General features: G+C 46.9%; 24 protein-coding genes, 1 tRNA gene, 2 rRNA genes and 1 riboswitch. Of the genes, 9 read left to right on the top strand and 18 right to left on the bottom strand.

The window, feature by feature from the left end; all coding sequences use genetic code 11:
• Positions 1–190: 190 nt before the first annotated feature.
• On the bottom strand, positions 191–694 hold the full coding sequence (locus MHH25_RS00545) for a YwhD family protein (protein ID WP_017691308.1): 504 nt from the start codon (positions 692–694) through the stop codon (positions 191–193).
• Between the two features lie 101 nt (positions 695–795).
• On the opposite strand from MHH25_RS00545, the gene MHH25_RS00540 reads away from it, so the two are divergent.
• The 5 genes from MHH25_RS00540 (at position 796) to MHH25_RS00520 (ending at position 5,863) form a co-directional block, all read left to right on the top strand.
• Positions 796–2,787, top strand: a complete 1,992-nt coding sequence (locus MHH25_RS00540) for a M1 family metallopeptidase (protein WP_340018862.1) — start codon at positions 796–798, stop codon at positions 2,785–2,787.
• Positions 2,788–2,797: 10 nt separating this feature from the next.
• Positions 2,798–3,649 carry a hypothetical protein gene (locus MHH25_RS00535; protein WP_340018861.1) on the top strand — a complete coding sequence of 284 codons (852 nt, stop codon included), beginning with the start codon at positions 2,798–2,800 and terminating at the stop codon, positions 3,647–3,649.
• Between the two features lie 245 nt (positions 3,650–3,894).
• Positions 3,895–4,032, top strand: a riboswitch (cyclic di-AMP (ydaO/yuaA leader).
• Between the two features lie 39 nt (positions 4,033–4,071).
• Positions 4,072–4,506 (top strand): C40 family peptidase, encoded by a 435-nt coding sequence (locus MHH25_RS00530; protein ID WP_223199955.1) that lies wholly within the window; start codon positions 4,072–4,074, stop codon positions 4,504–4,506.
• Between the two features lie 355 nt (positions 4,507–4,861).
• Positions 4,862–5,356 carry a GNAT family protein gene (locus MHH25_RS00525; RefSeq protein WP_340018860.1) on the top strand — a complete coding sequence of 165 codons (495 nt, stop codon included), beginning with the start codon at positions 4,862–4,864 and terminating at the stop codon, positions 5,354–5,356.
• 150 nt (positions 5,357–5,506) lie between these two features.
• Entirely contained in the window at positions 5,507–5,863 is a 357-nt protein-coding gene (locus MHH25_RS00520; RefSeq protein WP_036607288.1) for a cytochrome c, read from the top strand.
• A gap of 74 nt (positions 5,864–5,937) precedes the next feature.
• Here MHH25_RS00520 and rbsK read toward each other — a convergent pair whose 3' ends face one another.
• The 4 genes from rbsK to MHH25_RS00500 are packed head-to-tail and all read right to left on the bottom strand — an operon-like array spanning position 5,938 to position 7,805.
• Positions 5,938–6,921 (bottom strand): ribokinase, encoded by a 984-nt coding sequence (gene rbsK, locus MHH25_RS00515; protein WP_340018859.1) that lies wholly within the window; start codon positions 6,919–6,921, stop codon positions 5,938–5,940.
• Between the two features lie 43 nt (positions 6,922–6,964).
• Positions 6,965–7,261, bottom strand: coding sequence for a 4a-hydroxytetrahydrobiopterin dehydratase (locus MHH25_RS00510; RefSeq protein WP_062838136.1), 297 nt, complete (start codon positions 7,259–7,261; stop codon positions 6,965–6,967).
• Between the two features lie 30 nt (positions 7,262–7,291).
• Entirely contained in the window at positions 7,292–7,486 is a 195-nt protein-coding gene (locus MHH25_RS00505) for a hypothetical protein (RefSeq protein WP_211085584.1), read from the bottom strand.
• A 25-nt stretch (positions 7,487–7,511) separates the two neighbouring features.
• The gene (locus MHH25_RS00500) at positions 7,512–7,805 is read right to left on the bottom strand and encodes a hypothetical protein (protein WP_036607290.1); all 294 of its coding nucleotides are present in this window, start codon (positions 7,803–7,805) and stop codon (positions 7,512–7,514) included.
• Between the two features lie 233 nt (positions 7,806–8,038).
• Between MHH25_RS00500 and motA the strand changes: the two genes are divergently transcribed.
• Positions 8,039–8,839 carry a flagellar motor stator protein MotA gene (motA, locus tag MHH25_RS00495; protein ID WP_036607291.1) on the top strand — a complete coding sequence of 267 codons (801 nt, stop codon included), beginning with the start codon at positions 8,039–8,041 and terminating at the stop codon, positions 8,837–8,839.
• On the top strand, positions 8,826–9,644 hold the full coding sequence (gene motB / locus MHH25_RS00490) for a flagellar motor protein MotB (protein ID WP_127551369.1): 819 nt from the start codon (positions 8,826–8,828) through the stop codon (positions 9,642–9,644). The genes motA and motB overlap by 14 nt, the downstream gene beginning before the upstream one ends.
• 210 nt (positions 9,645–9,854) lie before the next feature.
• Here motB and MHH25_RS00485 read toward each other — a convergent pair whose 3' ends face one another.
• Both MHH25_RS00485 and MHH25_RS00480 read right to left on the bottom strand, forming a co-directional pair.
• On the bottom strand, positions 9,855–10,556 hold the full coding sequence (locus tag MHH25_RS00485) for a pseudouridine synthase (protein ID WP_340018858.1): 702 nt from the start codon (positions 10,554–10,556) through the stop codon (positions 9,855–9,857).
• An 18-nt stretch (positions 10,557–10,574) separates the two neighbouring features.
• Positions 10,575–12,914, bottom strand: a complete 2,340-nt coding sequence (locus MHH25_RS00480; protein ID WP_340018857.1) for an ATP-binding protein — start codon at positions 12,912–12,914, stop codon at positions 10,575–10,577.
• 332 nt (positions 12,915–13,246) lie between these two features.
• Here MHH25_RS00480 and tadA point away from each other — a divergent pair, with 332 nt between their 5' ends.
• Positions 13,247–13,753, top strand: a complete 507-nt coding sequence (tadA, locus tag MHH25_RS00475) for a tRNA adenosine(34) deaminase TadA (protein ID WP_017691321.1) — start codon at positions 13,247–13,249, stop codon at positions 13,751–13,753.
• A gap of 43 nt (positions 13,754–13,796) precedes the next feature.
• Entirely contained in the window at positions 13,797–14,366 is a 570-nt protein-coding gene (locus MHH25_RS00470; protein WP_036607294.1) for a GNAT family protein, read from the top strand.
• A 260-nt stretch (positions 14,367–14,626) separates the two neighbouring features.
• Here MHH25_RS00470 and MHH25_RS00465 read toward each other — a convergent pair whose 3' ends face one another.
• From MHH25_RS00465 to MHH25_RS00415, 11 genes are all read right to left on the bottom strand, one after another.
• Positions 14,627–15,721 (bottom strand): hypothetical protein, encoded by a 1,095-nt coding sequence (locus MHH25_RS00465; protein ID WP_047841148.1) that lies wholly within the window; start codon positions 15,719–15,721, stop codon positions 14,627–14,629.
• Positions 15,722–15,956: 235 nt separating this feature from the next.
• Positions 15,957–16,109, bottom strand: a complete 153-nt coding sequence (locus MHH25_RS00460; protein WP_036607296.1) for a small acid-soluble spore protein P — start codon at positions 16,107–16,109, stop codon at positions 15,957–15,959.
• A gap of 21 nt (positions 16,110–16,130) precedes the next feature.
• Complete coding sequence (locus tag MHH25_RS00455) at positions 16,131–16,307, bottom strand: hypothetical protein (RefSeq protein ID WP_179087979.1); 177 nt, start codon at positions 16,305–16,307, stop codon at positions 16,131–16,133.
• 29 nt (positions 16,308–16,336) lie between these two features.
• Positions 16,337–16,675, bottom strand: coding sequence for a hypothetical protein (locus tag MHH25_RS00450; RefSeq protein WP_076254819.1), 339 nt, complete (start codon positions 16,673–16,675; stop codon positions 16,337–16,339).
• A 192-nt stretch (positions 16,676–16,867) separates the two neighbouring features.
• Positions 16,868–16,956, bottom strand: a tRNA-Ser gene (locus MHH25_RS00445).
• Positions 16,957–17,152: 196 nt separating this feature from the next.
• Positions 17,153–18,436 (bottom strand): serine--tRNA ligase, encoded by a 1,284-nt coding sequence (serS, locus tag MHH25_RS00440; RefSeq protein ID WP_149846226.1) that lies wholly within the window; start codon positions 18,434–18,436, stop codon positions 17,153–17,155.
• A 273-nt stretch (positions 18,437–18,709) separates the two neighbouring features.
• Entirely contained in the window at positions 18,710–19,300 is a 591-nt protein-coding gene (pdxT, locus tag MHH25_RS00435) for a pyridoxal 5'-phosphate synthase glutaminase subunit PdxT (protein ID WP_036671585.1), read from the bottom strand.
• 216 nt (positions 19,301–19,516) lie between these two features.
• Positions 19,517–20,905 (bottom strand): D-alanyl-D-alanine carboxypeptidase family protein, encoded by a 1,389-nt coding sequence (locus MHH25_RS00430; RefSeq protein WP_340018855.1) that lies wholly within the window; start codon positions 20,903–20,905, stop codon positions 19,517–19,519.
• A 416-nt stretch (positions 20,906–21,321) separates the two neighbouring features.
• Positions 21,322–22,779 carry an IMP dehydrogenase gene (gene guaB, locus MHH25_RS00425; protein WP_036607306.1) on the bottom strand — a complete coding sequence of 486 codons (1,458 nt, stop codon included), beginning with the start codon at positions 22,777–22,779 and terminating at the stop codon, positions 21,322–21,324.
• 367 nt (positions 22,780–23,146) lie between these two features.
• Positions 23,147–23,263 (bottom strand): 5S ribosomal RNA (gene rrf, locus MHH25_RS00420).
• A gap of 80 nt (positions 23,264–23,343) precedes the next feature.
• Positions 23,344–26,269 (bottom strand): 23S ribosomal RNA (locus tag MHH25_RS00415).
• Between the last annotated feature and the right edge of the window lie 50 nt (positions 26,270–26,319).

Raw genomic sequence — 26,319 nt, 5'->3', positions numbered from 1 at the left:
CGCAATGACTTAGTTGCGTCACCTATAACCCCTGGTTATATTGAACAATTGGAAATTCACTTCGGATGAAAACTCATAATTATTCAGATCGATGAATAGGATTAAAGCACAAGCAAAAGACCCCCTACCGAACTTTCCGGTCAAGGGGCCTTTTGCTTTTTTTCTTTTATACTGTGTTGAAAGATCTGCCTTAGGCGAGTGCTTCCTTCAATACATCTGGAGAAGCATTCCACCAGTCTTCGTTGTGTGAGATCAGCAGTGTCTTAAGTGCAGCTCGAGCTTCAGGTCCAAGCTCATCCAACATGAAGCGACGCTTCAAGGCATAATCCATGCGATTCACATGTTCGGCCAGCAGTTTCCATCCACGTCTTGCTTCCGTATCAATCCACATCTCACATGCCGTTGCTCCACCATAGAGTTGGCCTTCCTCCGTGCGATCGACAGCTACCCACACCAGCCATACCTGGCGTCCGTTGGGCACATCTTCACGATTGGTAGAGAACTTGATATTGCGTTCCACTTTGCTCTTCGCATGCATCGCACCGATATCGATTTTGGCTTCGCCATTATCAATAATGACCGGGGAAAGGTTATTCAGCTCAATGGAGCCTGCACCGAAGCCTTTATGCTTGCTTTTTGCACTAACGATATTCAAGGCAATCTGTTTTTTGCCGTTTTGCTCATTTTGGTCCATGTTTATAACCTCCAAGGGTTGATACAAATATTTTAACTAATAATTGCCCCATTGCAAACATATACATGCTGTAGATGCTTGTCAACGGGAGGTATTTAACGATGATTCCACGACGCGCCAAGAGCTGGCTCACTGCATCCCTGGCCCTGTGTGTACTTGCCGGAGGGATATGGATCACTCTGGGTTATAATCGCTCAACTCATTCCGAATTGCCAGTACTCGCCCCCGAATCGGGCAAGCCTAAGGCAATAGCCCCAACGCCAGCACCTCCAGAAAGTGTACAGACCCCTACTGCCGAAGTGTACAGCAACCGTGTTGTGGAATATCACATGGATGTAAAACTGGTCGAAGGGAATGTACTGGAAGGGACTCAGACGATTACCTGGACACATCCAGGTAAAAAAACCGTCAGCGAGCTTTACTTTCATATGTATCCCAACGCCTTCTCTTCTGCTGACACCACCTTTATGAAGGAATCCGGTGGAAAGCTTCGGGGTGATGTCATGCCTACCAATGGCTACGGCTCTATGAACATTACCGAAATGAAAACGGAGGACGGGCTCTCTCTGCTACACCGGATGCAGTATGTGCAACCAGATGACGGAAATATCAAGGACACCACCCTCATTAAAGTACGCTTGCCCAAACCCGTCAAAGGCGGGGAAAGCATCACGCTCCACACCCGATTTGAAGTGAATCTGCCGAAGATTTTTGCCCGGATGGGAACTGCTGATCATTTTGTCATGGCAGGTCAATGGTTTCCCAAATTAAGTGCCTATGAACCTGTGGGCAGACGTGGACGAACAACGGAAGGCTGGAATCTGCACCAGTACCATGGCAATTCAGAGTTTTACGCTGACTTCGGTATATATAGTGTGCGTATTCGGGTGCCTGAAACATACAAAGTAGCTGCTACTGGATTTCCGACGCAGCAAGCCGTGGTGAAGAATGGAGAAAAGGTCTATCAATTTTACGCCGATGATGTGCATGACTTCGCATGGGCAGCTTCACCGGATTTTGTCTACGCCGAGGAACCCTTCTCTGCACCCAATGTGCCTGGTGTACGAATCAAGTTATATCTGGACCCTGCTCATCAGGATCTGAAAGAACGTTACTTCTACGCCGCGAAGGCCGCTCTAGCCAATTATAGCAAATGGTTTGGCCCATATCCTTACGCTACCTTATCCATCGTAGTTCCACCCAAAGCGGGGAACGGCGCTGGAGGTATGGAATACCCTACGCTAGTTACGGCCTTTGGAGCCGATGACACTACGCCAGGTTATGACCTGGAACGTACCGTAGTCCACGAGATCGGACACCAGTACTTCTACGGCATGGTTGCCAGCAACGAATTCGAGGAAGCCTGGCTGGATGAGGGGTTCACCTCTTATGCAGAAGACAAACTAATGGAGCAGGAATACGGATTGATTCCGAATCTGCCGGTACAATCGGGACTGATTACGTCTCCTTCATCCTTAACACAAGAATCCTGGAAGTTTGATTCACAGAATGAGTATGCAGCCAATGTCTATACACGTGGCAAGCTTGTATTGCTTGGTATCGAACATCAAGTCGGTACCAAAAAGATGGAACGTATTCTCTCTACCTATGTGAAGAAGTACCGTTTCAAACATCCCACTTCGGCTGATTTTCAGAAAATTGTGGAACAAGTGACCCGCACTTCCTGGTCTGATTATTTTGACCAATATGTCTATGGTAACGGGATGGCTGACTTTGCTGTAGAGAAGATTCGTGTTACGCCCGTACAGAAAGACGGTCAAACATTGTACGAGTCATCCGTGACAATTGCAAAAAAAGGCAGTGATTACAGCGCCGTTCCTGTTCGCATTGCTTTTGAAGACGGACATATCCTCACCAAGCAATGGAATGGCAAAGAAGATCGCATCACGTATAAATTAACTCACACATCCCCCGTATCCTGGGCCATGACCGATCCCCTGTACTCGATCGTGCTGGAGAACCGCCATATGAACAATTTCCTGAAATCCGGACTGGATGAGCGGGCGAAGTCCCGCTGGAGCATGAGTGTAACCAAACTAATAGAAGCCATATTCGGAGGTCTGTCATGGTGAGGTGGAAACGGTGAAAGCGAAAATACGTGAAGGCTGGTTTCTCGTCCGTCAGCATATGTTCATTGCCGCACTCTTATTTCTCTATCAACTCATTTGGGGATATTTCTTCTATCGAATGGTACAATCGGCGGTCATCCCACTACTCCTTCGCTATCCAGATGCTGATGCCGGTGAGCTGAGTACTCTTTTGTTCAAAATGGAAAGTCAACTTAACCTGTCTACCCATCCGGAGGTTCATCGTTATCTATGGATTCTCGGGGGCATGCTGCTGGTTCGCATGTTGATCAGCCCCCTCATTCAGGCAGGACTGCTCTACTCACTTCAGCACTTTAATTCTACAGAAGAGCGCATTCCGTTTGTCCGCGGAATCAAAAATCTGTGGAAACCGATGCTGCTGCTCCACACCATACGTACATTATTGATACTTCTGCCCGCCTACTGGCTCATACCGAAGCTCTACTCGATTCTCATGGACGGATTTCATTCCCTTCAATTACTGTTGCCTGGTATACCTTATGTTGCTGCCTGGGTTGTATATGGTTGGATCATCCACCATGTCATACTCTACATGCAGTTCGGTGTTTCGGCACCAGAAGGAGAAGGCGGGGCTCACGGTACCCTCAAAGCCCTCTGGATTGCACTGCGTCATCTCATCGCTGTAATCGGCATTGCATTACTGCTGGGCGGAGTACACCTGCTCGTCTTTGGGGCATTCACTACAGCCTCATGGTTATTAACGGGACTGACCGGACTTATACTACAACAGACGTATCCACTTGCCAGATGTCTATTGAGTCTGTGGAAAATATGCAGCCATTTCCGATTATGGCAGTCCAAAATATCCAAAGGTGAGAGCAGATAGTTTAAAAATTGTTACCATCACATGTTAAACTCATGGCCTAATATGTACTTATAAATAGGCAAACCTCAACCTTTCCCCGTCAAAGGTCGAGGTTTTTTTTGCTAAATTTGTTGCTAAACGTTGCCAAAGCCGTACTCCTCTGTTACAATAATCGCAGTGAGTTTTTAGTAACAACTTTGTAATCTTTACATTCATATTTGTAACTACTTAAAATTAAATCGTCATTTCTTGATTTCGCAGGTGCATAACTAGCATAGCCAAATTCCTGGCACCTGGGAAGCGGGGGAACCAGTTATGGGTGAATTGATCTTGCTACAGAGGGATCATAGGGGACCTTCAACCGAATCCTTAAGCTAACCTCGCAGGCATTGGAAGGGGAATATCTCTTGTTCAAGAAGAAATTAACCGCAGCTGTACTTAGCATCACATTCGCTTTATCGCTTGGTGCAGGTAGCGCATTCGCAGATTCAAAGATGGACACAGTAATTGATTCAGCAATGGGAACTACATACAAAAGTGGGGGAACAACGCTCAACGGCTTTGACTGCTCCGGATTTACACGGTATGTATTCGACAAGTTGGGTATTGATTTGGCACGCCAATCCAGTTCCCAATTCGACATGGGCGATTCCGTATCCCGCATGGAAATGAGAGCTGGCGATCTGGTGTTCTTTAATACAACAGGTAAAGGCGTATCTCATGTAGGAATCTTTGTAGGGGATGGAAAGTTCGCACACTCCTCTTCTTCCAAAGGTGTTACGATCAGTGCATTGAGTGAAAACTATTGGGCCAATCGTTATGTTGGCGCAAAACGGATTATGAGCACGGACGCATATGAATCACTGGCCCTTGACTAGGGACAAGCTGAGCAACATGATGCTGTAACCATTAACCATACTGGAACGAAGCAAGAAGCATAACAGAACCGCCCGGTACATTCTCCGCAGGAATGTATCCGGCGGTTTTTTTGTGCTTCAATCCTTATTCATGTTGCAAGTTATACTCGGGGCATATCCTGCGACATCAACAGGTTCATTTTGCGTTCGTTCGTCCGTGCCCTTATGATGTTTTTACCCATCCCGTTATAATATAAACGAAATTACCGGAACTTTTGTTTCATTTTTTTTCTTGGGAAGGAAGACTTGCTAAATGAACATCACTTTTGTAGAGTGGACAAAGAGTTCTGTTTCAAGGAAAGGAGCATGCAGGTGTATGAAGGAAACCCCTGTGACGTTTCACGTTGTACCCATGCGAGAAGAACATGCGGAGCTTATCTGCAGTTGGCAGTATGATCCGCCTTACAATATCTACAGCTGGCTCCCCTGGGAGCAGATGAAAGCTCTGGAAGTGGAATTCGGAGATGCACAGCTGCGGCAGGAGCAATATGCGATCGTCCTGGATCAGAACGATCGTATATGTGGGTTTGCTCAATACTTCCCACTTCAAGGGGTAACCCGGATTGGCCTTGGCATGCATCCAAAGCTGTGTGGTCAGGGTCAAGGGACAGCTTTTGTCTCTGCCATTGTACAGGAAGCTATTCGCCGAAATCCCACGAATGAGATTGATCTGGAAGTACTCACTTGGAATGCTCGTGCCATTCAAGTCTATCTGAAGAGTGGATTTGTCACCCAGGATACATACGAACGACAGACCCCAAGCGGCTTGAAGCCCTTTCACTGTATGGTTTATGAAGGGCCTCGCGGTTAGAATCCATTGCAAAACAACCAAATTTGCCCCTTGTTATGTGATTAGTTCAAAAAATTCCCACAAAATGCTATGATGTCAGTACAGGTTCCGTTATAATGATATGGATAGTTTCAGGTTAGATGATCTTTCATTCTGGAGGGGACATAAGGGATGCACAAATGGATCATGAGCGGAGTATTTTTTGCAGCATGCGCTTTAGCTATTGTTTTAATGTTTACGCTTCCAGGGAAAGAAGAAGTGGCTGAAGAAGCCAAGCCAACCATGCCGGAAGTCACATTGGATGCCGGACAAGCTGAAGCACTGGTCAAAGCCAATTGTATCTCCTGTCACGGGGATCAGCTTCAAGGTGGCGTAGGACCTGCTCTGGCCAACATCGGCAGCCAGGATGATCTGGAGAAGATCTATTCTACGATTGTCAAAGGTAAAGGTGGTATGCCTTCCTTCAAGGGCAAACTGCAGGACGAAGAGATTGCAAATATCGCCATGTGGCTGTCAGAGAAGAAATAATCTCTGCATACGCATAACAAAGAGGCGCTTAATCCCCTTTTGGGAGAATAAGCGCCTCTTTGTTATGCTATTTATTAGGCCTCTGCCGCATGCTCAGCCAGAAAGGCCTCAACTTCACGTGCGGACGGCATCCCGGACTGGGCGCCGAGCTTTGTCACGGATAACGCGGCCGCACCCATGGCGAAGCCTACGGCCGCGTCCAAAGTCTCACCGCGCGCGAGGGCTACCGCCAGCGCGCCGTTGAAGCAATCGCCAGCGCCGGTCGTATCGACGGCGCTTACGGCGTAGCCGGGCGCACGGCACGCGCCGGCACGCCCTGCTTGTACGCGGCCACCAGGCACCGCCGCGTACACAGCCCCCTCGGGGCCGAGCGTCGTGACGACAGCGGCCCCGAGGGATGCGGCGAGCTCTGCGACCGCCGCATCCAGGTCTTCCGGCCGGAGATGATCCCGGCCGGTAAGCACGGCAAGCTCACTGCGGTTCGGCGTGACAACGTCGACGCACCGCAGGAGCTCCTGGGGCAGACCCGGCACCGCGGGAGCCGGGTTGAGCACCACCAGTGCGCTGCCTTCAGCCGCCAGTTGGGCGGCGCGGGTAACCGCTGGCAGCGGGATCTCCAGCTGCAGCAGCACCGCTGCGGCTGCAGTCAGGCTTTTTACCGTATCCGCCTCTTCCAGCATCTCAGGTACCACTTGCCCATTCGCACCAGGAATAACGATAATCCGGTTGTCTCCCCGAGAGAGCCAGATGGAAGCCGTCCCTGTAACCGTGTCTTCCAATATGCGAACCTTCGAGGCATCTGCACCACTTTCCGTCAGACTGTGCAGCAGACGTTCGCCAAAACCGTCCGATCCCACCGCACCAATCATCGTAGTCTGTCCACCCAGACGCGCAGCGGCAACAGCCTGGTTGGCCCCTTTGCCACCAGCGAGATAATGCAGCTCCTCACCGCTCACCGTCTCTCCCTCTTCCGGAATTGTGTCTGTCTTCACCACAAGATCCATATTGAGACTGCCTACGACAGCAATAAGAGGTTGTTTCTGATTATAGTCTGACATGTATGGTTCACTCACTTCTGGCCGCGCGATAATAACTGACCCGTTATTCCGACCTCATTTTGTCATAAGCTTCGTTATATTGCCCTGCTTCCTTGATATCTACAGATGTGATACCACCCGCATCCCATGACGTGAGACGCAGCGTAACCGTTGTATAATCAATCGTAATAAAAGGATGATGATTGAATGCTTCCGAGATCGCAGCGACCTCATCCACAAATGCAATCCCTTTCATGTAGTTGGAGAACACGAATTTACGTACAATCCACCGTCCCTCTTCCAGTTCCCAGCCTTCCAGCCTCCCCAGATGAGCTTCGACTTCCTCTTGCGAAAAAACCATGCGTTATCTTCCTCCCCATAGGATGGTACATTACAGACGTGAGTCCGTATAACCACCGACACCTTCGGCGCTATCAACAGCAACCTCAAAGGCCAGGCTCACCGCCATGCGGTTGGCCCATTTCACGACTAACATCTTACCACGGACAAGCTTCAAAATCCAATCAACTACATGGCATAGAACCACTAACCATAAGGCTTTGAGGACAATTCCAGTTCCATTCATACCCCTGAAAATGCATGTAAACACACTAAATTAAAGGTACAAATGTCAACTCTTCTTCCCCGATCAAAATATGAATGCGGTGCTGTTCCTTATCATGGATGACCACGCCACTTCCAACCGGAATAACGGACTCCTCGCCCAGCGCATAGAACAGATCCTCCGCCAACGCCTCATCCACTTCAAGTTGGTCAGATGCAGCCAGTCTCCCCCACTCTTCCGCGTCCATTTCAAAGAAAACATACCGATCCGGTATGCGTCCGATTGCCGTTGTCAGATCTGTCAAAATTCCTTCATAATCCCGTCCATGCTTTACGCCCATTGGCTTTTCACTCCTATTCGGCCCCTAAGGAGCGGATTTGATCTTATTATACCTGAAAATAGCCCTTAAAAAAAAAGGCCTTCTGGTCGATAAATACATATATGACCGTTTTAACTGTTTTAGCAACCGTAAGGATTGCCTAACATTGAACGGATTGCGGCCAAAAATTCGTCCGGAAGCCCGAACACAGCCGCTTGAAAGGATTCAATTTTATCTCATGGATGAGGTGTATGATGAACATTTCAACGATTATTGGACTAATTTTGGGGCTGGTCTCCCTTGTATTTGGTATGTTCTTGAAGGGTGCGCCCTTAATCAACCTGGTTAACAATCCCGCAGCCTACATTATTATCTTTGTTGGTACAGCAGGAACCATCTTTATCGCATTTCCGATGTCTGAAGTTAAGAAAATCCCTAAGCTTTTCGGGATTGTTTTCAAAAATCAAGTACTTATTGATCGCGTATCCCTGATCGGCACATTTATGGATTGGGCTTCCACTACCCGTCGTGAAGGTTTGCTTGCACTGGAATCAAAAGTAGAAGAGATTGACGATCAGTTCCTTCGTGGCGGTATGCGTATGATTATAGACGGCAACGATCAGGAATTTGTAAGTGATGTGCTCATGGAAGATATTCATGCTACAGAAGAGCGCCACCGTGGCAGTGCCTTGATCTTCGCTCAGGCGGGGATGTACGCACCAACGCTCGGGGTTCTCGGGGCCGTTGTAGGTCTCATCGCAGCACTTGCCGATCTCAGTGACATGGAGAAACTCTCCCATGCGATTGCGGCAGCATTTATCGCAACACTCCTTGGTATATTTAGTGGTTACGTGTTATGGCACCCGATGTCTAACAAGCTGAAACGGATGTCCAAGCAAGAAATGGAGATCAAGCTGATGATGGTTGAAGGACTGTTATCCATACAATCCGGTGTCTCCACCATCGCCATCAACCAAAAGTTATCCGTATTCCTGACACCTTCCGAACGTAAACAACTGGAAGAGAAGGAGGGATCACCAGGTGAAAAAGGCTAAGAAGCACGAACCACATGAAGAGCATATAGACGAGAGCTGGTTGCTTCCCTATTCCGACTTGATGACCTTGTTGCTCGCTCTGTTTATTGTATTGTTCGGTATGAGTTCAATCGATGCAGCTAAGTTCGAGCAGATGGCTTCCGCACTAAACAGTGCATTAAATGGAGGTTCCGGGATTCTGGACCATTCGTCCATGAATCCGGATACGCCAGGTGCTGATTTGGGTAAGAACAAACAGGAACCTACAGAAATCACCAAGAAAACACCAGCTCAGATTACAGATGCACAGATGGCTAAGAAAGAACAAGAAGACCTGGAGAAACTCAAAGAGCGGCTCGACAAATATATCTCGAAGAACGGACTTTCAGACCAGCTGAACACCAAGCTGAATCAGTCTGAATTGAAGATCACCATCAGTGATAACGCCCTGTTCTCCTCAGGCCGAGCAGATGTGAAGCCTGAATCACGATCCCTGGCCAAAGCAATCTCAAGCATGCTGCAGGAGTTCCCTGAATATGAAGTGGTTGTATCCGGTCATACCGATAATATTCCCATTTCGAACAACCAATATAAGGATAACTGGGATCTAAGCGCAGATCGTGCGCTCAACTTCCTGAAAATCCTGTTGCTGAACTCGAAATTGGACCCTTCCAAATTCACACCAAGTGGTTATGGAGAGTATCACCCAATTGCCAGCAATGACACCAATACGGGACGGGCACAGAATCGCCGTGTAGAGGTATCTATCATTCGGAAGTATCAAAGTAACAATACAAATGTAAAAGCCGTTGGCGGAGGAAACTAGAGGCCTGCAGCGATTCATTAACCAAAGACCGTTCTCCAGGTACAAGGAGAACGGTCTTTTTGGTTTTATAAGGCTTATGCCTGGTTCATCTACATATTTCCGTACTATTCGGTATTATTGACTAGTCTTCATTAAATCTGCACCAAAAAGCCCTGCACTCCTTTTCGGAAAGCAGGGCTTCAATCAGTTAATTAGTGGAACTCGAATCAACTATTCCAGTGAATAGTCTAACAGACCGCCCAGCTCCGCTTTTTCAGCAGGGGTAAGCTCCCTCCATGAACCTGTCGCCATTTCTCCAAGATGGATGTTCATGATCCGAATACGCTTCAACTTACGAACCTCGTAACCAAAGGCACTACACATCCGCCGAATCTGACGGTTCTTTCCTTCAGTCAGGATGATACGGAATACTCGATCCGTCATCCGGGTCACTGTACAAGGCAGGGTCTTTTCACCCAGGATCTTCACCCCAGTGCTCATACCTCTAAGGAAACTCGGGGTTACAGATCGATCAACAGTAACGATATACTCTTTCTCATGGCGCCCTTCTGATCTAAGAATCCGGTTAACGATATCACCATCATTGGTCATCAGGATCAAACCTTCCGAGTCCTTATCCAGACGTCCAATAGGAAAGATACGTTCATCGTGCCCGACAAAATCAACGATATTGCCCTGAATATGCTGCTCGGTTGTACTTGTGATCCCGATCGGTTTATTCAGCGCGATATATACGTGTTTTCTCTTTTCCTTGATTGGCTTGCCATTGATTCGTACATCGTCGCCTTCTTCTGCCTGACTGCCCAGTTCAGCCTTAACTCCATTAATGGTTACCTGACCACTATCCACCAACTTGTCGGCTTCACGCCGGGAGCAATAACCTGTTTCACTAATAAATTTATTAATACGCAAAAGGTAATCTCACCTCATCTATTTCTCTTCATCTGTAAGTGTGTCATCTGTTACCTGATCTACCTCAATAACTTCCAGTTGTTGCTCGGATGCAGGCAGTTCAATAATAACCGTTGTTCCCTTGTTCATGACGCTTTTAATATCCATCATGCCCTTATGTGATTGAATAATGCGCTGACTGACCATCAGGCCAAGCCCTGTTCCAGACTCTTTATTCGTAAAGAAAGGCTCCCCAAGCTTGGGCATCATCTCTTCCGGGATACCAATGCCTTCATCCCTGATCTCAATTCTGACGCGTTTCGACTGCTCGTCATGCTTGAGCTTGATATGGATGTTTCCTCCATTTGGCATGGCCTCCATACCATTTTTCAGCAAATTGATGAATACCTGCTTCAATTGGTTCTCTTCACAGTGTACCATAGCCGAATCGGATGAGGCACGCAGTACAAATTCTACACCATGCAGATGCGCCTGACTATCCAATAACGAGATGACATCGCCAAGAATAAAACGAATGTCCCGATTCTGAAAATGAACCGCCTGTGGTTTCGCAAGAATCAGAAATTCACCAACAATAAGGTTGATTCGATCCAGCTCCGATAACATCAGATCCAGATGACGATGATTCAGCTTGTTGCTCTCTTGCTGTAACTGCAGGAATCCGCGCAGCGTGGTCAGTGGATTACGAATCTCATGTGCCACACCTGCTGCAAGCTGGCCCACGGTTGTTAGCTTCTCAGAACGTCTCAGCAGCTCTTCCATCCGATTACGACTTGTAATGTCCCTGGAGACACTAATGAGCGCGGTAATCTCTCCAGCCTCGTCTCGTACCGGAGCCGTACTGACACTGACCTCTACTCGGGTCCCGTCTTTCTTCATCCAGGTGGTTTCGTTGGACGTAATGGACATCCCCTCAACGAGTTGGGCATGCTGACGTTTCATTTCTTCTTCTGCCTCTGGCGGGATGATCTTCAGATTACGACCTTCCACCTCACGACTTCGAAAGCCATATAATTGTTCAAATGCGCGGTTAACCCGAAGCACTTTTCCTTCAAGATCCGTAATGTGAATGGCATCCGCTGTCTGATTGATAATGGACTCCAGATGTTCTTTCACTGCCCGATTCTCTTCATACATCTGTTTCAGACGGCTCGTATAATGGCCCAGATTACGAATCATGGCATTAATACGATTGGCCAGTTGGCCAAGTTCATCCTTCCTCCGTACTTTCAGACGGAAATCAAAGTGCCCATCCGCTACATCATTCACTTTGCCCAGTATGGATTGGATCGGACGTGTAATATACCCTGCGAGCAAATAGCTGCCAAAGATCACAATCTCCAGCAAAACCAACGATATGGAGGCATGGCTCACCAACTGCTCAGATACCATGGAGGATATTTGCTTATAGTCCATGACAATACTGATCACATAGGAAGACTGATTGGGTGTGAAAATGGGAATAAAACTCTTCAGTACCTTCTGTTCGTGCGTTTCACTGACAAAAGATACATTTTGCCCTGTTCGAATGGCGCGCACCACAGCACGATGATCCTCATCCGTAGAACCATACTGGTATGTACCAAAACGAATCGGTCTGTTATTCAACTTGCTAAAGTTCGAATCTCTTCCGTCATCACCCATGTTCGGGCTGCCAAAAGTCAACGGATTGATGCCTGTAATCTCCAGAATGGAGGGATTGACCTCACGAATTTTATTTAAAATCTCATCCGGACTAGAGATTTTCACATAGTCATCAACTTCCGTATTATTATAGAAGGGATTGATTATGTAGTTTCTCTTTCCATCATGGTAGTAACCCCAGATATCAATATCCGAAGGACTGGATGTCGAGTATTCGAATCCATCTGACCAGAAATGCTCCAACTTCTGCCCTTGGGGAATCGTCACCTGTTGTTTTTCAAACAATTGCTTAAAGGCCTGATACCAATAAGTCATGGATTTGGTGGACAGCCCGATTTCTCTCGGATCTGAGGAGCGGTTAACAACGATGTCATCATCCGTCTGCTCCATTAACGAAATATGTGAGACGCCGACCTTTTGGCTCAAGCGTACAAGTTCTTCATTTGTGATATTATTAATATCCGGGTCCAATTCTTCCGCTGCCATGACAGCAGCAAGCCACAGATTGTTTCCAATCTGCCGTTTTACATAATCCGAACTGTATTGATTCTGTTCGACAGCAATTGCAATCTGCTTTGCAGTGAGTACCATCTTGGTTTCACTGTCCTGCCTCAGATTCTCTTCTGTAGTATAATAACTCAGTGCGATATTCAACACTAAAATAACAAGCACTGAGCACGACATAATCATGGATAATTTCGTTTTAATAGACAAGTTTTTTTGTTCACCTCTCGGCTTGTACCCTCTGGCGATATATGGCAAAACCTATCTCCATCATAACGCTTGTATGTCTTTTTGAAAAGGATAATTGACCTGTGTCCAAAAGTTACCGAATGACTGAAAAGCTCGAAATTCGTTGTTTTTTGCATTTTCGAACTCTACAATGAAATTAATCACTATATTTATCCACATACCCACAGGCTTGTGGATAGTTTGTTTATAACTATGTGAGCAACTACACGGTTATCCACAATTCTATACACAACATGTTAACAACCCGAATATTTGTTCGCTGAATAAACGATTTTGGAAGGAGTTATATAGTAATGACTGACCATTTTCTTCAGACCGATCTTGCGCATTTATCTGAGGAAGCTCAGCATGAGCACTGGATGCGGGAGGCCATTGCCGAGGCCTACAAAGCTGAGGCTCTTGGGGAAGTGCCGATTGGAGCTGTAATCGTACAAAATAACCAAATTATTGGTCGGGGATACAATCTGCGTGAAACTACACTGGATTCCACCGCCCATGCAGAGATGGTGGCTATTCGTCAGGCCAGCGAGACCATCGGAGCTTGGCGTTTGTTGGATTGTTCTCTGTACGTCACACTAGAACCTTGTCCAATGTGTGCAGGTGCAATTGTACAATCCAGGGTCCCCCGCGTAATCTATGGTACGGCTGATCCCAAGGCAGGCTGTGCAGGTACACTGATGAACCTGTTACAGGAGCCTCGTTTTAACCATCGCACCGAGGTGATTCCGGATATCCTTCAGCCTGAATGCTCCACGATGCTAACTCAATTTTTCAGAAGTCTGCGCCAAAAGTTAAAGTAGTCACCGACTACAAACATCCCAATTAGAAAGGAAGTGTGCTGTAATGGCACTAACACTCTATGATACAGCCAATGGCATAAGCCTTCGGTTGCTCACACCCCAAGATACACAGTCCTATTTGGACCTGATTCAGGTCACACGCGTCCCCTACCAGTCTGTAGAACCCGTGCGAGACGATGAATTCTATACACTGGATGCTCAGACTCGGCGGATTGAGGATCGGGTCAAGGCAGCAGAAGATGGTACAGGATATCAATTTGGAATCTATACTATTAAAGACAGCCTGCTAATTGGACAAGTAAGTATCAACAATGTCGTATTGGGCGTTGCCAATTATGCGGATATGGGTTACTTTATCCATCCAGATTATCAGGGTGGCGGACGAATGACAGCAGCGGTTAAACTGGCCGTAGCTTATGGCTTCCGTGCGCTAAAGTTAAATCGGATTCAGGCTGCAGTATTGCCCTCCAACAAAGGTTCACAGCGCGTTCTGGAGAAGAACGGATTCCAGTTTGAAGGTACTGCTCGCAAATACCTCAAGATCAACGGCAAATATCAGGATCATCAGATCTATGCTGTACTTGCTGAAGACTTGGACGAACTTACGAATTAATTGATTTAGAAGCTTCCCAATAAAGCTGTCTGTATTCCCAATTCAACAATATACAAGTTTAATGTACAAAACCGCACTACCCTAGTTATGTAGGAGAGAGTGCGGTTTTATTTGTATATATCACCATCCACGATTCAACTTCAAAGATCAATTATTTTACGGATATCCCCTCTTACGCTGTCTAACAAAAAAACCGCCTGTACCCAAGCGGAAGGAGATTATCCTTCACTTGAATCACAGACGGTTTGAACTCAGCGAGATTAGTATCCGTATGAAGCGTTCATCAGTTCTTCGAACTCTTGCATAGTAATTACGTCATCGCCAGTAGGGATGTTGATTTTGAATGCTGCTTTTTCGTTAATCTTAGTGTACGTATTGGAACCGGTAAATGCCAATTTCACTTCGTCTTTTGTACCTTCTGGCTTGATCAGCACATCAGCGACCATCTTTTGATATACAGGGAAGTCGTTTTTGTCCAATGCGAAATCGATGTTGAATTGGTTGATTGTCAGAACATCTTTCAATTTATCCAAGTCTTTAGCCATTTCAGCCTGATCTGCTTCAGTGATCTTCAGATCTTCTTTAGCTTTGTCGATATCAGCCTGATCCATTTGCAGCATTTCACGATATTCCTCTTTGGACAGAATATCCAATACTTTAGGCATAGCTTTTGTTACCAGTACAGTAACTGCTTCTTTAACATTGTCATTATTCACTGAGAATTGTACAACTTGCTTCGCATCTACACCTTCAGGAAGTTTTGCATCTTTGGTGTCTAGATTTTTGAAGAATTTAGCTTGATCGTACTCGCTCAGCACTGCGTCCATAACTTCGTTGCTCAGCTTTTGCGTTTTGGCTGCATCCATAGCATCAGGGTTCCATTCTGTACCCTCTTGCTCAGCCAGTTCTTTCAGGTCAAGTTCCAGGAATTTGCCTACAACGTTCTCCGGAATCGGGAAGAACGGAATATTCGGCACTTTCACATAGAGTTTCTCTGCCGTCATCACCATTGGGATGTTAAAAGTCATACCCATGTCGCCTTTAAGCTCGATGCCAAGAGTCATCTCTGTCTGCATTGGCTCACTTTGGTATACACCTGTTACATTCAACTGAGCATCCTTCAGCATGCTCATAAACTGAGTCATGGTAGGATCAGTTTGTGAAGCATCCCCAGGTTTATAGCTCAATTCATTAATAGTGAAATTAGAACTCATTTCATACGAAGTCAATTTGGAAGCATTGGCCGCAGCCGTCTTCAATGCCTCTTTTGGTTCCTGCTTGCTGCTACATGCTGTCAATGCCATAGATACGGTCAACAGCAACGTGAGAAGAAGCGCCCCCATACGTTTAGTCATTTGTTTCTCTCCTCTCGTGATAACCCCAAAAAAAAGTAATTCAATATCAATGATATACCATATCACCAGATACCGAAACCTAATTTGGGAAAAATGTGATCTTTCCTCTTTAAAATGGCTACAAAGACCTATGTCAGCTTTGGGAATAACCATGTGCCTGTCTTTATATATGTATGAATACGCAAAAGCCCCCTGTTAGGTAACAAGGGACTTTTGCGTGAATCTGTTTCTTCTATTAACCTTGGGGATTCAAATGATCCACATGATTTTGATTTTTTACTTTTTTGGAACCGGATAATGGTTCCTGCATGGAAGAACGTTTGGATGAATGACGATGCTGTTCGGATGCTTGCGCTTCCGGTACGGGAATTGTTTTTGGTTTGCTCATATTATTGCCCCCTCATCATTGTTAGGAATGGGATGGGTCCCTATCTTCCGTTTTGTCATGATTCAGTGCATCCTGATGACGGCGATCATTAATATCTTGCTGAATTTGCTGGGCATGATGACTGTTTACGGTAGGTTGCTCCAGATCATCGACTACATTTTGCAGGTTTTTGTCTACTCCCGCTTTGGCTTTAGTCAATTGAGTTCACTCCTTCAGATTTCAGGCTATTATCTCGTCTGGGATTGTAACGACTGGGCACATTCATGAATATGCCGTGTATAATCGTGAGCCAGTTCCTGAATCGGTTCTGTACGCTCATCCGTCGTTTGTCCATCCCGTTCCACATCAATCAGCTGTACGCTGACTTCACGGGAATCGACATATGCACATTTGAAATCAAAAGAGTACATCTCGTGCCCTGCTGTAGCAATGTGTATCCGAATCGCCTGCTGATCGGCTTCATCGGCCATTACCTGAGCCTGATCTCCAACATTCAGGACTTGAGGCAAACGTTCTTGCCAGGCCCCTACAAGCTCTGTCTGATCGATGTTTAACTCGCGGTTCATCTTACCACCTCCACTCCTATAAAGTGCGGCGATGATGATGTTTTTATACATATTAGACTTATTCAAAATATAACGTTGTGCTGTGCAACATATACATCGGTCACCAGCCTGTATGCTCACTACGCTGGACAAACTCACAACGCAAAAAAGGACCCGAGCGATATCGCTCGAATCCTTGTTATAAGTGTAGTATGGCGGAGAGGGTGGGATTCGAACCCACGTGGAGTTGCCCCCTAACGGTTTTCAAGACCGCCCCGTTATGACCGCTTCGGTACCTCTCCAGGGAATTAACTTTTATAAACTTGCCACGAAAAGTATCATACCACATCTCGACATTATAATGCAACCTTTTTATATTAAAATTGATAATTCCGTATCAGACAACTGCCTCAGTTATACAAAACACTCCAATCCGCCATTCCAAAATGACGGATTGAATTTGTATCCCCCTGATGAGGATGGTTAGCTAACTCTTACTTAAGAACGACGTGCAATCACACTGATACCGCCCATATAAGGACGCAATGCTTCAGGAATGACAACCGTACCATCTTCCTGTTGATAGTTCTCCAGGATAGCGGCTACCGTCCGCCCAACCGCCAATCCTGACCCGTTCAATGTATGAACAAATTCCGGTTTGGCTTTTGGCTCTCTGCGGAAACGGATATTGGCACGACGTGCCTGGAAGTCCTCACAGTTGGAGCACGAAGAAATCTCACGATAGGTATTGCTCTCAGGTAACCATACTTCAATATCATACGTTTTAGCTGAAGTGAAGCCCATATCTGCCGTGCACAAAGTCAGGACGCGATACGGCAAGCCCAACAATTGAAGCACACGCTCCGCATTTTGAGTCATTTGCTCCAGCTCTTCATACGAAGTCTCCGGAGTAGATAGCTTGAGCAGCTCTACTTTGTTGAATTGATGCTGACGAATCAAGCCGCGTGTATCCCGTCCAGCCGAACCGGCTTCAGAACGGAAACAAGAGCTGTATGCCACAAAGTGCTTAGGCAATTGATCTACATTTAGAATCTCTTCGCGATGATAGTTCGTTACCGGAACTTCAGCAGTAGGGATCAGATAATATTCGGTATCTTTCAACTTGAACAGGTCTTCTTCGAACTTAGGCAGTTGACCTGTTCCAAACAAGCTGTCCCGATTAACGATGTATGGAGGCAGAATCTCTTCATATCCATGTTGATCGCTGTGCAGATCCATCATGAAGTTAATCAATGCACGTTCCAGACGTGCGCCCAGACCTTTATAAAAGGTAAAACGGGAACCTGTTACTTTGGCAGCCGCTTCAAAATCAAGAATATCGAGATCCTGTGCAATTTCCCAGTGTGCTTTTGGTGCAAAAGTAAATGACTTTGGCTCTTCCCAACGACGAATCTCAACATTGTCGTCTTCAGAAGCTCCAATAGGTACGCTTTCGTTAGGAATGTTCGGAATCGCCATTGTGAGATCATTGATCTTCACTTCCAGTTCCCGAACTTCCTCGTCCATGGCTTTGATTCGATCAGACACTTCGCGCATCTCCACAATCAGATCATCAGCATTCTCACGATTTTTCTTCAGTCTAGCAACTTCCGCAGAGACCGTATTCCGACGGCTCTTCAGTGTTTCACTCTCTTGAAGCAATTCCCGACGCTTGGCATCCATCTCGGTAAATCCAGCGATAAGATCCAGCGATTTGCCACGTTTAGTCAATGCTTCTTCTACACGTGCATACTCATTCCGCAATATTTTCACATCAAGCACGATATACCCCTCCTAAATAACCTCACAACGTGAAGCCTTATGTTAAATCCATTCTCAAAACTCTACTGTATACACCTTACTATATACTTATCGGAACCTGTAACCCAAAAAACAACCTATATCCCCCTTGTCACCCTCCGCTGCGATTCCCGCTATGAAGCAGATACAGGCAACATCAGGCATCCGTTCAGATGCAACTGCCAACCAGTGGCCTTACACGGCTTCTGGTGAAGTGATCCGATGACCGGGAGATCATAGGTTGTACATCATGCATTATTTAGAGTCTACCGTGTGTTTGTAGGATCTGGCCATGTCTACAAAATAAGTATGCAGACGATAGTCATCCGTCAATTCCGGATGGTAGGAGCAAGCCAACAAATGTCCCTGACGAGCCGTAACAATCTCATCCTTGTATGTGGAGAGTACCTCCACCTGGTCTCCGACACTCTCGATCAAGGGCGCCCGTATAAATACAGCCCTTACCGTCTCCTCAATGCCTTTGACTGGCAAATCCGTCTCAAAACTCTCTCTCTGCCGTCCAAATGCATTTCGGGATACTGTCATATCCATTAGCTCCAAATGAGCTTCTTCTTGCCCTGCAATGTGTTTAGCCATAACGATCAAGCCAGCACAGGTACCAAATACCGGTTTGCCCTCAGCAGCAAACGCCCGAATGGCATCCATAAACCCATACTTGCGCATCAGTTTACCGATCGTCGTGCTTTCCCCGCCAGGAAGGATAAGACCATCCAAGTCCTCCAATTGCTGAACCTGTTTGATAGCTATACCTTCTGCTCCAGCACGTTCAATACTTCGAATATGCTCTGTGACAGCTCCTTGAAGTGCTAAAACGCCGATCTTCATACGCTCATTCCCCTTCTCTTACCAGCCACGATCTTGCATACGGTAAACAAACATTGTACTTTTTTACTTCATCATACGTGAATTCTAACTTGATATTTTACCGGAAAAATTGTAAATATACAATCCATCCGGTCGGAATAACTTGTATTTTGTCAATGATATGACCATGTAAGCTTAAAATCATGATCATACTCTTTCCATGAAGTTTGCTAAGGCTTAGAACAGGTTTTTGATTCCGTCAAAAAGATCCACAAAGAAATCCTTCACAGCACGGAAGAACAAACGGAACCATCCGCCTTTTTCAGCCTCTTCAGCAGTGATCAAGTTCACTGTTTTTTCCTGTGGCTCAATTCCATCTGCTTTATACGTGTACGTTACCGTACCAACCTTCGTACCTGCCTTGAGTGGTGCTACCAGCTTGTCAGCCTCAGTTACGTTGGCTTTGAATGTCACATCCAGGTTCTGAGTACCTTTGGGTACAACAAAACTTACCGCATTATCTGTTACAACAGGAACGGTTGTTTCTTTCCCTTTTTTCAAAGGTACCGCTTCCCAGCCCGTCACTTTGGTCTTGCCTGCAACAGCCTGTTTCACTTCAAAGTTGTTAAATCCATAGTCCAATACCTTTTTAGTTTCTCTGAAACGTGCGGATTCCGAATCTGTGCCCATAACAACACTAATTAGACGCATACCGTTACGTTCTGCTGTACCTGTAAAGTTATTACCTGCGTTCGTGGTATGGCCTGTTTTCATTCCATCCAGACCTTCATAGGCATAGCTTTTGAAATTGGTTATATTTTTATTCGCTTCCAGCATCCAGTTGTAATTGATAATTGGAGCTTTATCATTGGGACGGAACTTGTAGGATTGAATCGTTGTAAATTCTGTGTAGTCCGGGTGATCCATAATGATGTATCGGCATAGAATTGCAGCATCCAGAGCGGACATCACTGTTTCCTTGTCTTCAGCTGGGCGGAAATCAGCAGGCATATCTGCTCGATCCAGACCCGAAGAGTTGATGAAGAATGTATCCTTCATGCCCATACGCTTCGCTTCATCATTCATCATTTTCACGAAAGCTTCTTCCGAACCGGCAACATGTTCAGCCAAAGCAACCGTAGCATCATTGGCAGAGCCAACAGCCATAGCAATATAGAGATCCTTAACTGTGTGCTGGTCACCTTCCGCGAGGAAAATTCGCGACCCGATACTTTGTGCAGCATTCTTTTTAACAGTTACAATATCGTCCCAACCGAATTTACCTTGTTTGACTTGTTCGGCGACAATGTACTCTGTCATCATTTTGGTCATACTTGCAGGTGGCATCGCTTTATCCGCATCGACATTTAGTAGAATCTGTCCCGTTGAGGCTTCCATTAGCACCGCTGATCTAACCTCAAGCCCAAGTGAGTCTACCCCAGGCACCTTTACGGCTTTTTCCGTCTTTGTTGTTGTTGCCGCAGCAGTCAGAACCTGACTGGAGTTGTCCGCAGCAGCCATGACCGGCATTACTGCAGACATGCAAAGCATGTTAATTAGCATTACCGAGGCTACGCTCTTTTTGAGCATTTGGCGTTTCTTTTTATTCATGTGTTTGGCTTTCAATGATGAATACTCCCTTCGATCCAAAGCATTGTTAATTGCTTCAGTGCAGCTTATGCTGCGATTTTCTTGTTCCCTAACCTGTGTGTTTGATGTATGAGATGTGTGCTATATGCGCTGTATCGAACGAGCAATATTATTGCTCCCAAAGTTCGTTATCGATTGTCACTTAGTCCGCATTTTGCAAATGCTTATGTAAAAGGACGTCCGCGCTTCTGTTTATCTGGCAGCCTTTTCTGGCACTGCATTTGCTTTTCAAAACCATATTCATAGATTCACGTCAAAAAGCCGCCGCAACGCCTTAATCCATCCATGGATCGTCACCGCTTGTTCTATTCTATCACAGGGGTATCTGCAAAAAAAGACAGACCCGGTGAAAATCACCGAGCCTGTCCTGGAAATGATTAACTCTCTTCAGATTACAACGAGTAGTTAGGTGCTTCTTTGGTAATCTGTACATCATGGGGATGACTTTCGCGCAGTCCCGCACCTGTAATTCGGATAAAGCCTGTATCGTTACGAAGTTGCTCCAAGTTACTTGTACCACAGTATCCCATACCCGAACGAAGGCCACCAATCAGTTGGTGGATCGTATCAGACAAAGGCCCTTTGTAAGCGACACGACCTTCGATTCCTTCCGGAACCAGTTTTTTGTCATCATCTTGGAAGTAACGATCTTTACTGCCTTGTTTCATTGCAGCCATTGAACCCATACCGCGGTATACTTTGTAGCTACGTCCTTGGAAGATTTCAGTTTCTCCCGGGCTTTCTGCTGTGCCGGCAAACAAACTTCCCAGCATCACCGCGTGTGCGCCTGCAGCCAGTGCCTTTGTAATTTCACCAGAATATTTAATTCCACCATCCGCGATAATCGGAACTCCATATTCGCGTGCCACTGTTGCACAATCGTACACTGCAGTTACTTGAGGTACACCAATACCAGCAATAACACGTGTTGTACAAATCGAACCTGGACCAATTCCGACTTTGACTACCGAAGCCCCTGCTTCGATCAGGTCACGAGTGGCAGCGCCAGTAGCGACGTTACCTGCAACGATGGTCAGACTAGGGAAACGTTCACGAAGCTGACGTACAGCTTCAATGATATTGATGTGGTGTCCGTGAGCCGAGTCTACCGTAATCAGGTCGACACCAGCTTGTACCAAAGCATCTGCACGTTCAAATGTATCTTTGGAAATACCAATCGCTGCACCAACCAACAAACGTCCTTGAGCATCTTTGGCTGCATGAGGGAATTGAATGGCTTTCTCAATATCTTTAATCGTGATAAGACCTTTCAACGTGTTTGTCTCATCAACTAATGGAAGTTTCTCAATCTTGTGCTTCTGAAGGATACCTTCAGCTTCTTGCAGTGTAGTGCCAACAGGAGCGGTAACCAGATTCTCATGAGTCATGACTTCGCTAATTTTGATGCCGTAATCATGAATAAAACGCAAATCGCGGTTGGTCAAAATACCAACCAGCTTCTGATCTCCTTCAATAATAGGTACACCGGAGATCCGATATTTCGCCATTACTGCTTCCGCATCAGATACCAGATGATCTGCCGTCAGTGAGAACGGGTTTGTAATAACACCACTCTCCGAACGCTTAACACGATCTACTTCTTCTGCCTGTTGTTCAACCGACATATTTTTATGGATAATACCGATACCGCCTTCACGTGCAATGGCAATAGCCAATGTCGCTTCAGTTACTGTATCCATACCCGCACTGATCAAAGGAATATTTAGCTTTACAGTATCACTCAAACGAATAGATACATCTACTTCTTTAGGCAGTGTCTCGGATTTCCGTGGCACTAGCAATACATCATCAAAGGTGAGGCCTTCCTTACCAAATTTATCTTCCCACACGCAAGTGTTCCTCCTTATGTTTGCTCAGCTTTACGGTCCAAAACCCGAAGATTCCAGGCTGTATTTTACGCCGAAAATACGTTTTCTGAAAAATTTATTATTGCCATCTTAGCAAAGCGATATTTAGACTGTCAAGGAAAAGTACTTGGTTATATCAGGTGTATTGCCTGATGAACACAACTGTTTTTCCAGAGCGGACAAGTCTAGTTATTACGCAAAAAAACGTCAATTCGTATCGAATAACGTTACCTGTATACATCCTATTGTGCTGATAAATTAACAAATTCAATCTGTATTTTAATCCCATACTGCATAATAAAACTATATAATAAAAACCACCACCGAATAACATCGGCAGTGGTTCTTTGCTTGGCGGCGTCCTACTCTCCCAGGACCCTGCGGTCCAAGTACCATCGGCGCTAGAGGGCTTAACGGTCGTGTTCGGGATGGGTACGTGTGGAACCCCTCCGCCATCGCCACCAAACGCATAGCTTAGCTTACATTCAGAGTTGTTGTTCTCTGAAAACTAGATTCGAAACGAAACACGCGAATTACAACTTGCTATTGGATAAGCCCTCGACCGATTAGTACTGGTCAGCTCCATGCATTGCTGCACTTCCACCCCCAGCCTATCTACCTCGTCGTCTTCAAGGGGTCTTACATACTGGGAAATCTCATCTTGAGGGGGGCTTCACGCTTAGATGCTTTCAGCGTTTATCCCGTCCGTACATAGCTACCCAGCGGTGCTCCTGGCGGAACAACTGGTACACCAGCGGTACGTCCATCCCGGTCCTCTCGTACTAAGGACAGCTCCTCTCAAATTTCCTACGCCCACGACAGATAGGGACCGAACTGTCTCACGACGTTCTGAACCCAGCTCGCGTACCGCTTTAATGGGCGAACAGCCCAACCCTTGGGACCTACTTCAGCCCCAGGATGCGATGAGCCGACATCGAGGTGCCAAACCTCCCCGTCGATGTGGACTCTTGGGGGAGATAAGCCTGTTATCCCCAGGGTAGCTTTTATCCGTTGAGCGATGGCCCTTCCATGCGGTACCACCGGATCACTAAGCCCGACTTTCGTCCCTGCTCGACTTGTAGGTCTCGCAGTCAAGCTCCCTTATGCCTTTGCACTCTTCGAATGATTTCCAACCATTCTGAGGGAACCTTTGGGCGCCTCCGTTACTCTTTAGGAGGCGACCGCCCCAGTCAAACTGCCCACCTGACACTGTCCCCGCACCGGATTACGGTACCAGGTTAGAACCTAGATACGATCAGGGTGGTATCCCAACGTTGCCTCCACGCAAGCTGGCGCTCACACTTCAAAGGCTCCCACCTATCCTGTACAGATCGTACCCAAATTCAATATCAAGCTGCAGTAAAGCTCCATGGGGTCTTTCCGTCTTGTCGCGGGTAACCTGCATCTTCACAGGTATTAAAATTTCACCGGATCTCTCGTTGAGACAGCGCCCAAGTCGTTACGCCATTCGTGCGGGTCAGAATTTACCTGACAAGGAATTTCGCTACCTTAGGACCGTTATAGTTACGGCCGCCGTTTACTGGGGCTTCGGTTCACAGCTTCGGATTGCTCCTAACCACTCCCCTTAACCTTCCAGCACCGGGCAGGCGTCAGCCCGTATACTTCGCCTTACGGCTTCGCACAGACCTGTGTTTTTGCTAAACAGTCGCTTGGGCCTTTTCACTGCGGCCCCCTCGTGCTATTCACACTACCGGGGCACCCCTTCTCCCGAAGTTACGGGGTCATTTTGCCGAGTTCCTTAACGAGAGTTCTTCCGCGCGCCTTAGAATACTCTTCTCGCCTACCTGTGTCGGTTTGCGGTACGGGCACCATCACCTGGCTAGAGGCTTTTCTTGGCAGTGTGAGATCATGACCTTCGCTACTATAATTTTCGCTCCCCATCACAGCTCAGCCTTACAATGTGCGGATTTGCCTACACATCAGCCTTACTGCTTAGACGGACATCCATCAGTCCGCGTCACTACCCTACTGCGTCCCCCCATTGCTCATAACGGCTTACGGTGGTACAGGAATTTCGACCTGTTGTCCTTCGACTACGCCTTTCGGCCTCGCCTTAGGTCCCGACTTACCCTGAGCGGACGAGCCTTCCTCAGGAACCCTTAGGCTTTCGGCGGATCAGATTCTCACTGATCTTTTCGTTACTCATACCGGCATTCTCACTTGTATAATGTCCAGCGCTCCTTACGGTACACCTTCAACCCTTATACAACGCTCCCCTACCCCTGATGCAAAGCATCAAGCCATAGCTTCGGTGGTGTGTTTAGCCCCGTTACATTTTCGGCGCAGAGTCACTCGACCAGTGAGCTATTACGCACTCTTTCAATGATGGCTGCTTCTAAGCCAACATCCTGGTTGTCTGTGCAACTCCACATCCTTTCCCACTTAACACACACTTGGGGACCTTAGCTGATGGTCTGGGCTGTTTCCCTTTTGACAATGGATCTTAGCACTCACTGTCTGACTCCCGGAAGTAAGTCTATGGCATTCGGAGTTTGACTGAGCTTGGTAACCCTTGCGGGCCCCGCACCCAATCAGTGCTCTACCTCCACGACTCTGTTTTCCGAGGCTAGCCCTAAAGCTATTTCGGGGAGAACCAGCTATCTCCGAGTTCGATTGGAATTTCTCCGCTACCCCCACCTCATCCCCGCATTTTTCAACATGCGTGGGTTCGGGCCTCCAGTGCGTGTTACCGCACCTTCACCCTGGACAGGGGTAGATCACCCGGTTTCGGGTCTACGTCCACGTACTCATTCGCCCTATTCAGACTCGCTTTCGCTGCGGCTCCGGCTCTTCACCTTAACCTTGCACGGGAACGTAACTCGCCGGTTCATTCTACAAAAGGCACGCCATCACCCCTAAAACGGGCTCTGACTTTTTGTAAGCACACGGTTTCAGGTTCTATTTCACTCCCCTTCCGGGGTGCTTTTCACCTTTCCCTCACGGTACTGCTTCACTATCGGTCGCTAGGAAGTATTTAGCCTTGGCAGATGGTCCTGCCGGATTCATACGGGGTTTCACGTGCCCCGCACTACTCGGGATCCGTCTCGGAGGGAACCAACTTTCAACTACAGGGCTTTTACCTTCTTTGGCGGGCCTTTCCAGACCTCTTCGCTTAACCGGTTCCTTTGTAACTCCATGTGAGACGTCCCACAACCCCAAAGAGCAAGCTCTCTGGTTTGGGCTTCTCCGCGTTCGCTCGCCGCTACTGACGGAATCACTATTGTTTTCTCTTCCTCAGGGTACTTAGATGTTTCAGTTCCCCTGGTATGCCTCTACACAACCTATGTATTCAGTTGTGAGTAACTGGAAATTACCCCAGCTGGGTTTCCCCATTCGGACACCCCCGGATCAAAGCTTGCTTACAGCTCCCCGAGGCAGTTTCGTTGTTCGCCACGTCCTTCATCGGCTCCTAGCGCCTAGGCATCCTCCGTGTGCTCTTAGTAGCTTAACCTCGTGCTCCGGTTTCGACTGCTCGCTTCCCTTGTTTTGCTTGCGCAAAGC

Origin of the sequence: Paenibacillus sp. FSL H3-0457 (genome assembly GCF_037981725.1) — a bacterium.
Lineage (GTDB): Bacteria > Bacillota > Bacilli > Paenibacillales > Paenibacillaceae > Paenibacillus > Paenibacillus amylolyticus.
This window is presented reverse-complemented; position numbering and strand designations above follow the sequence as displayed.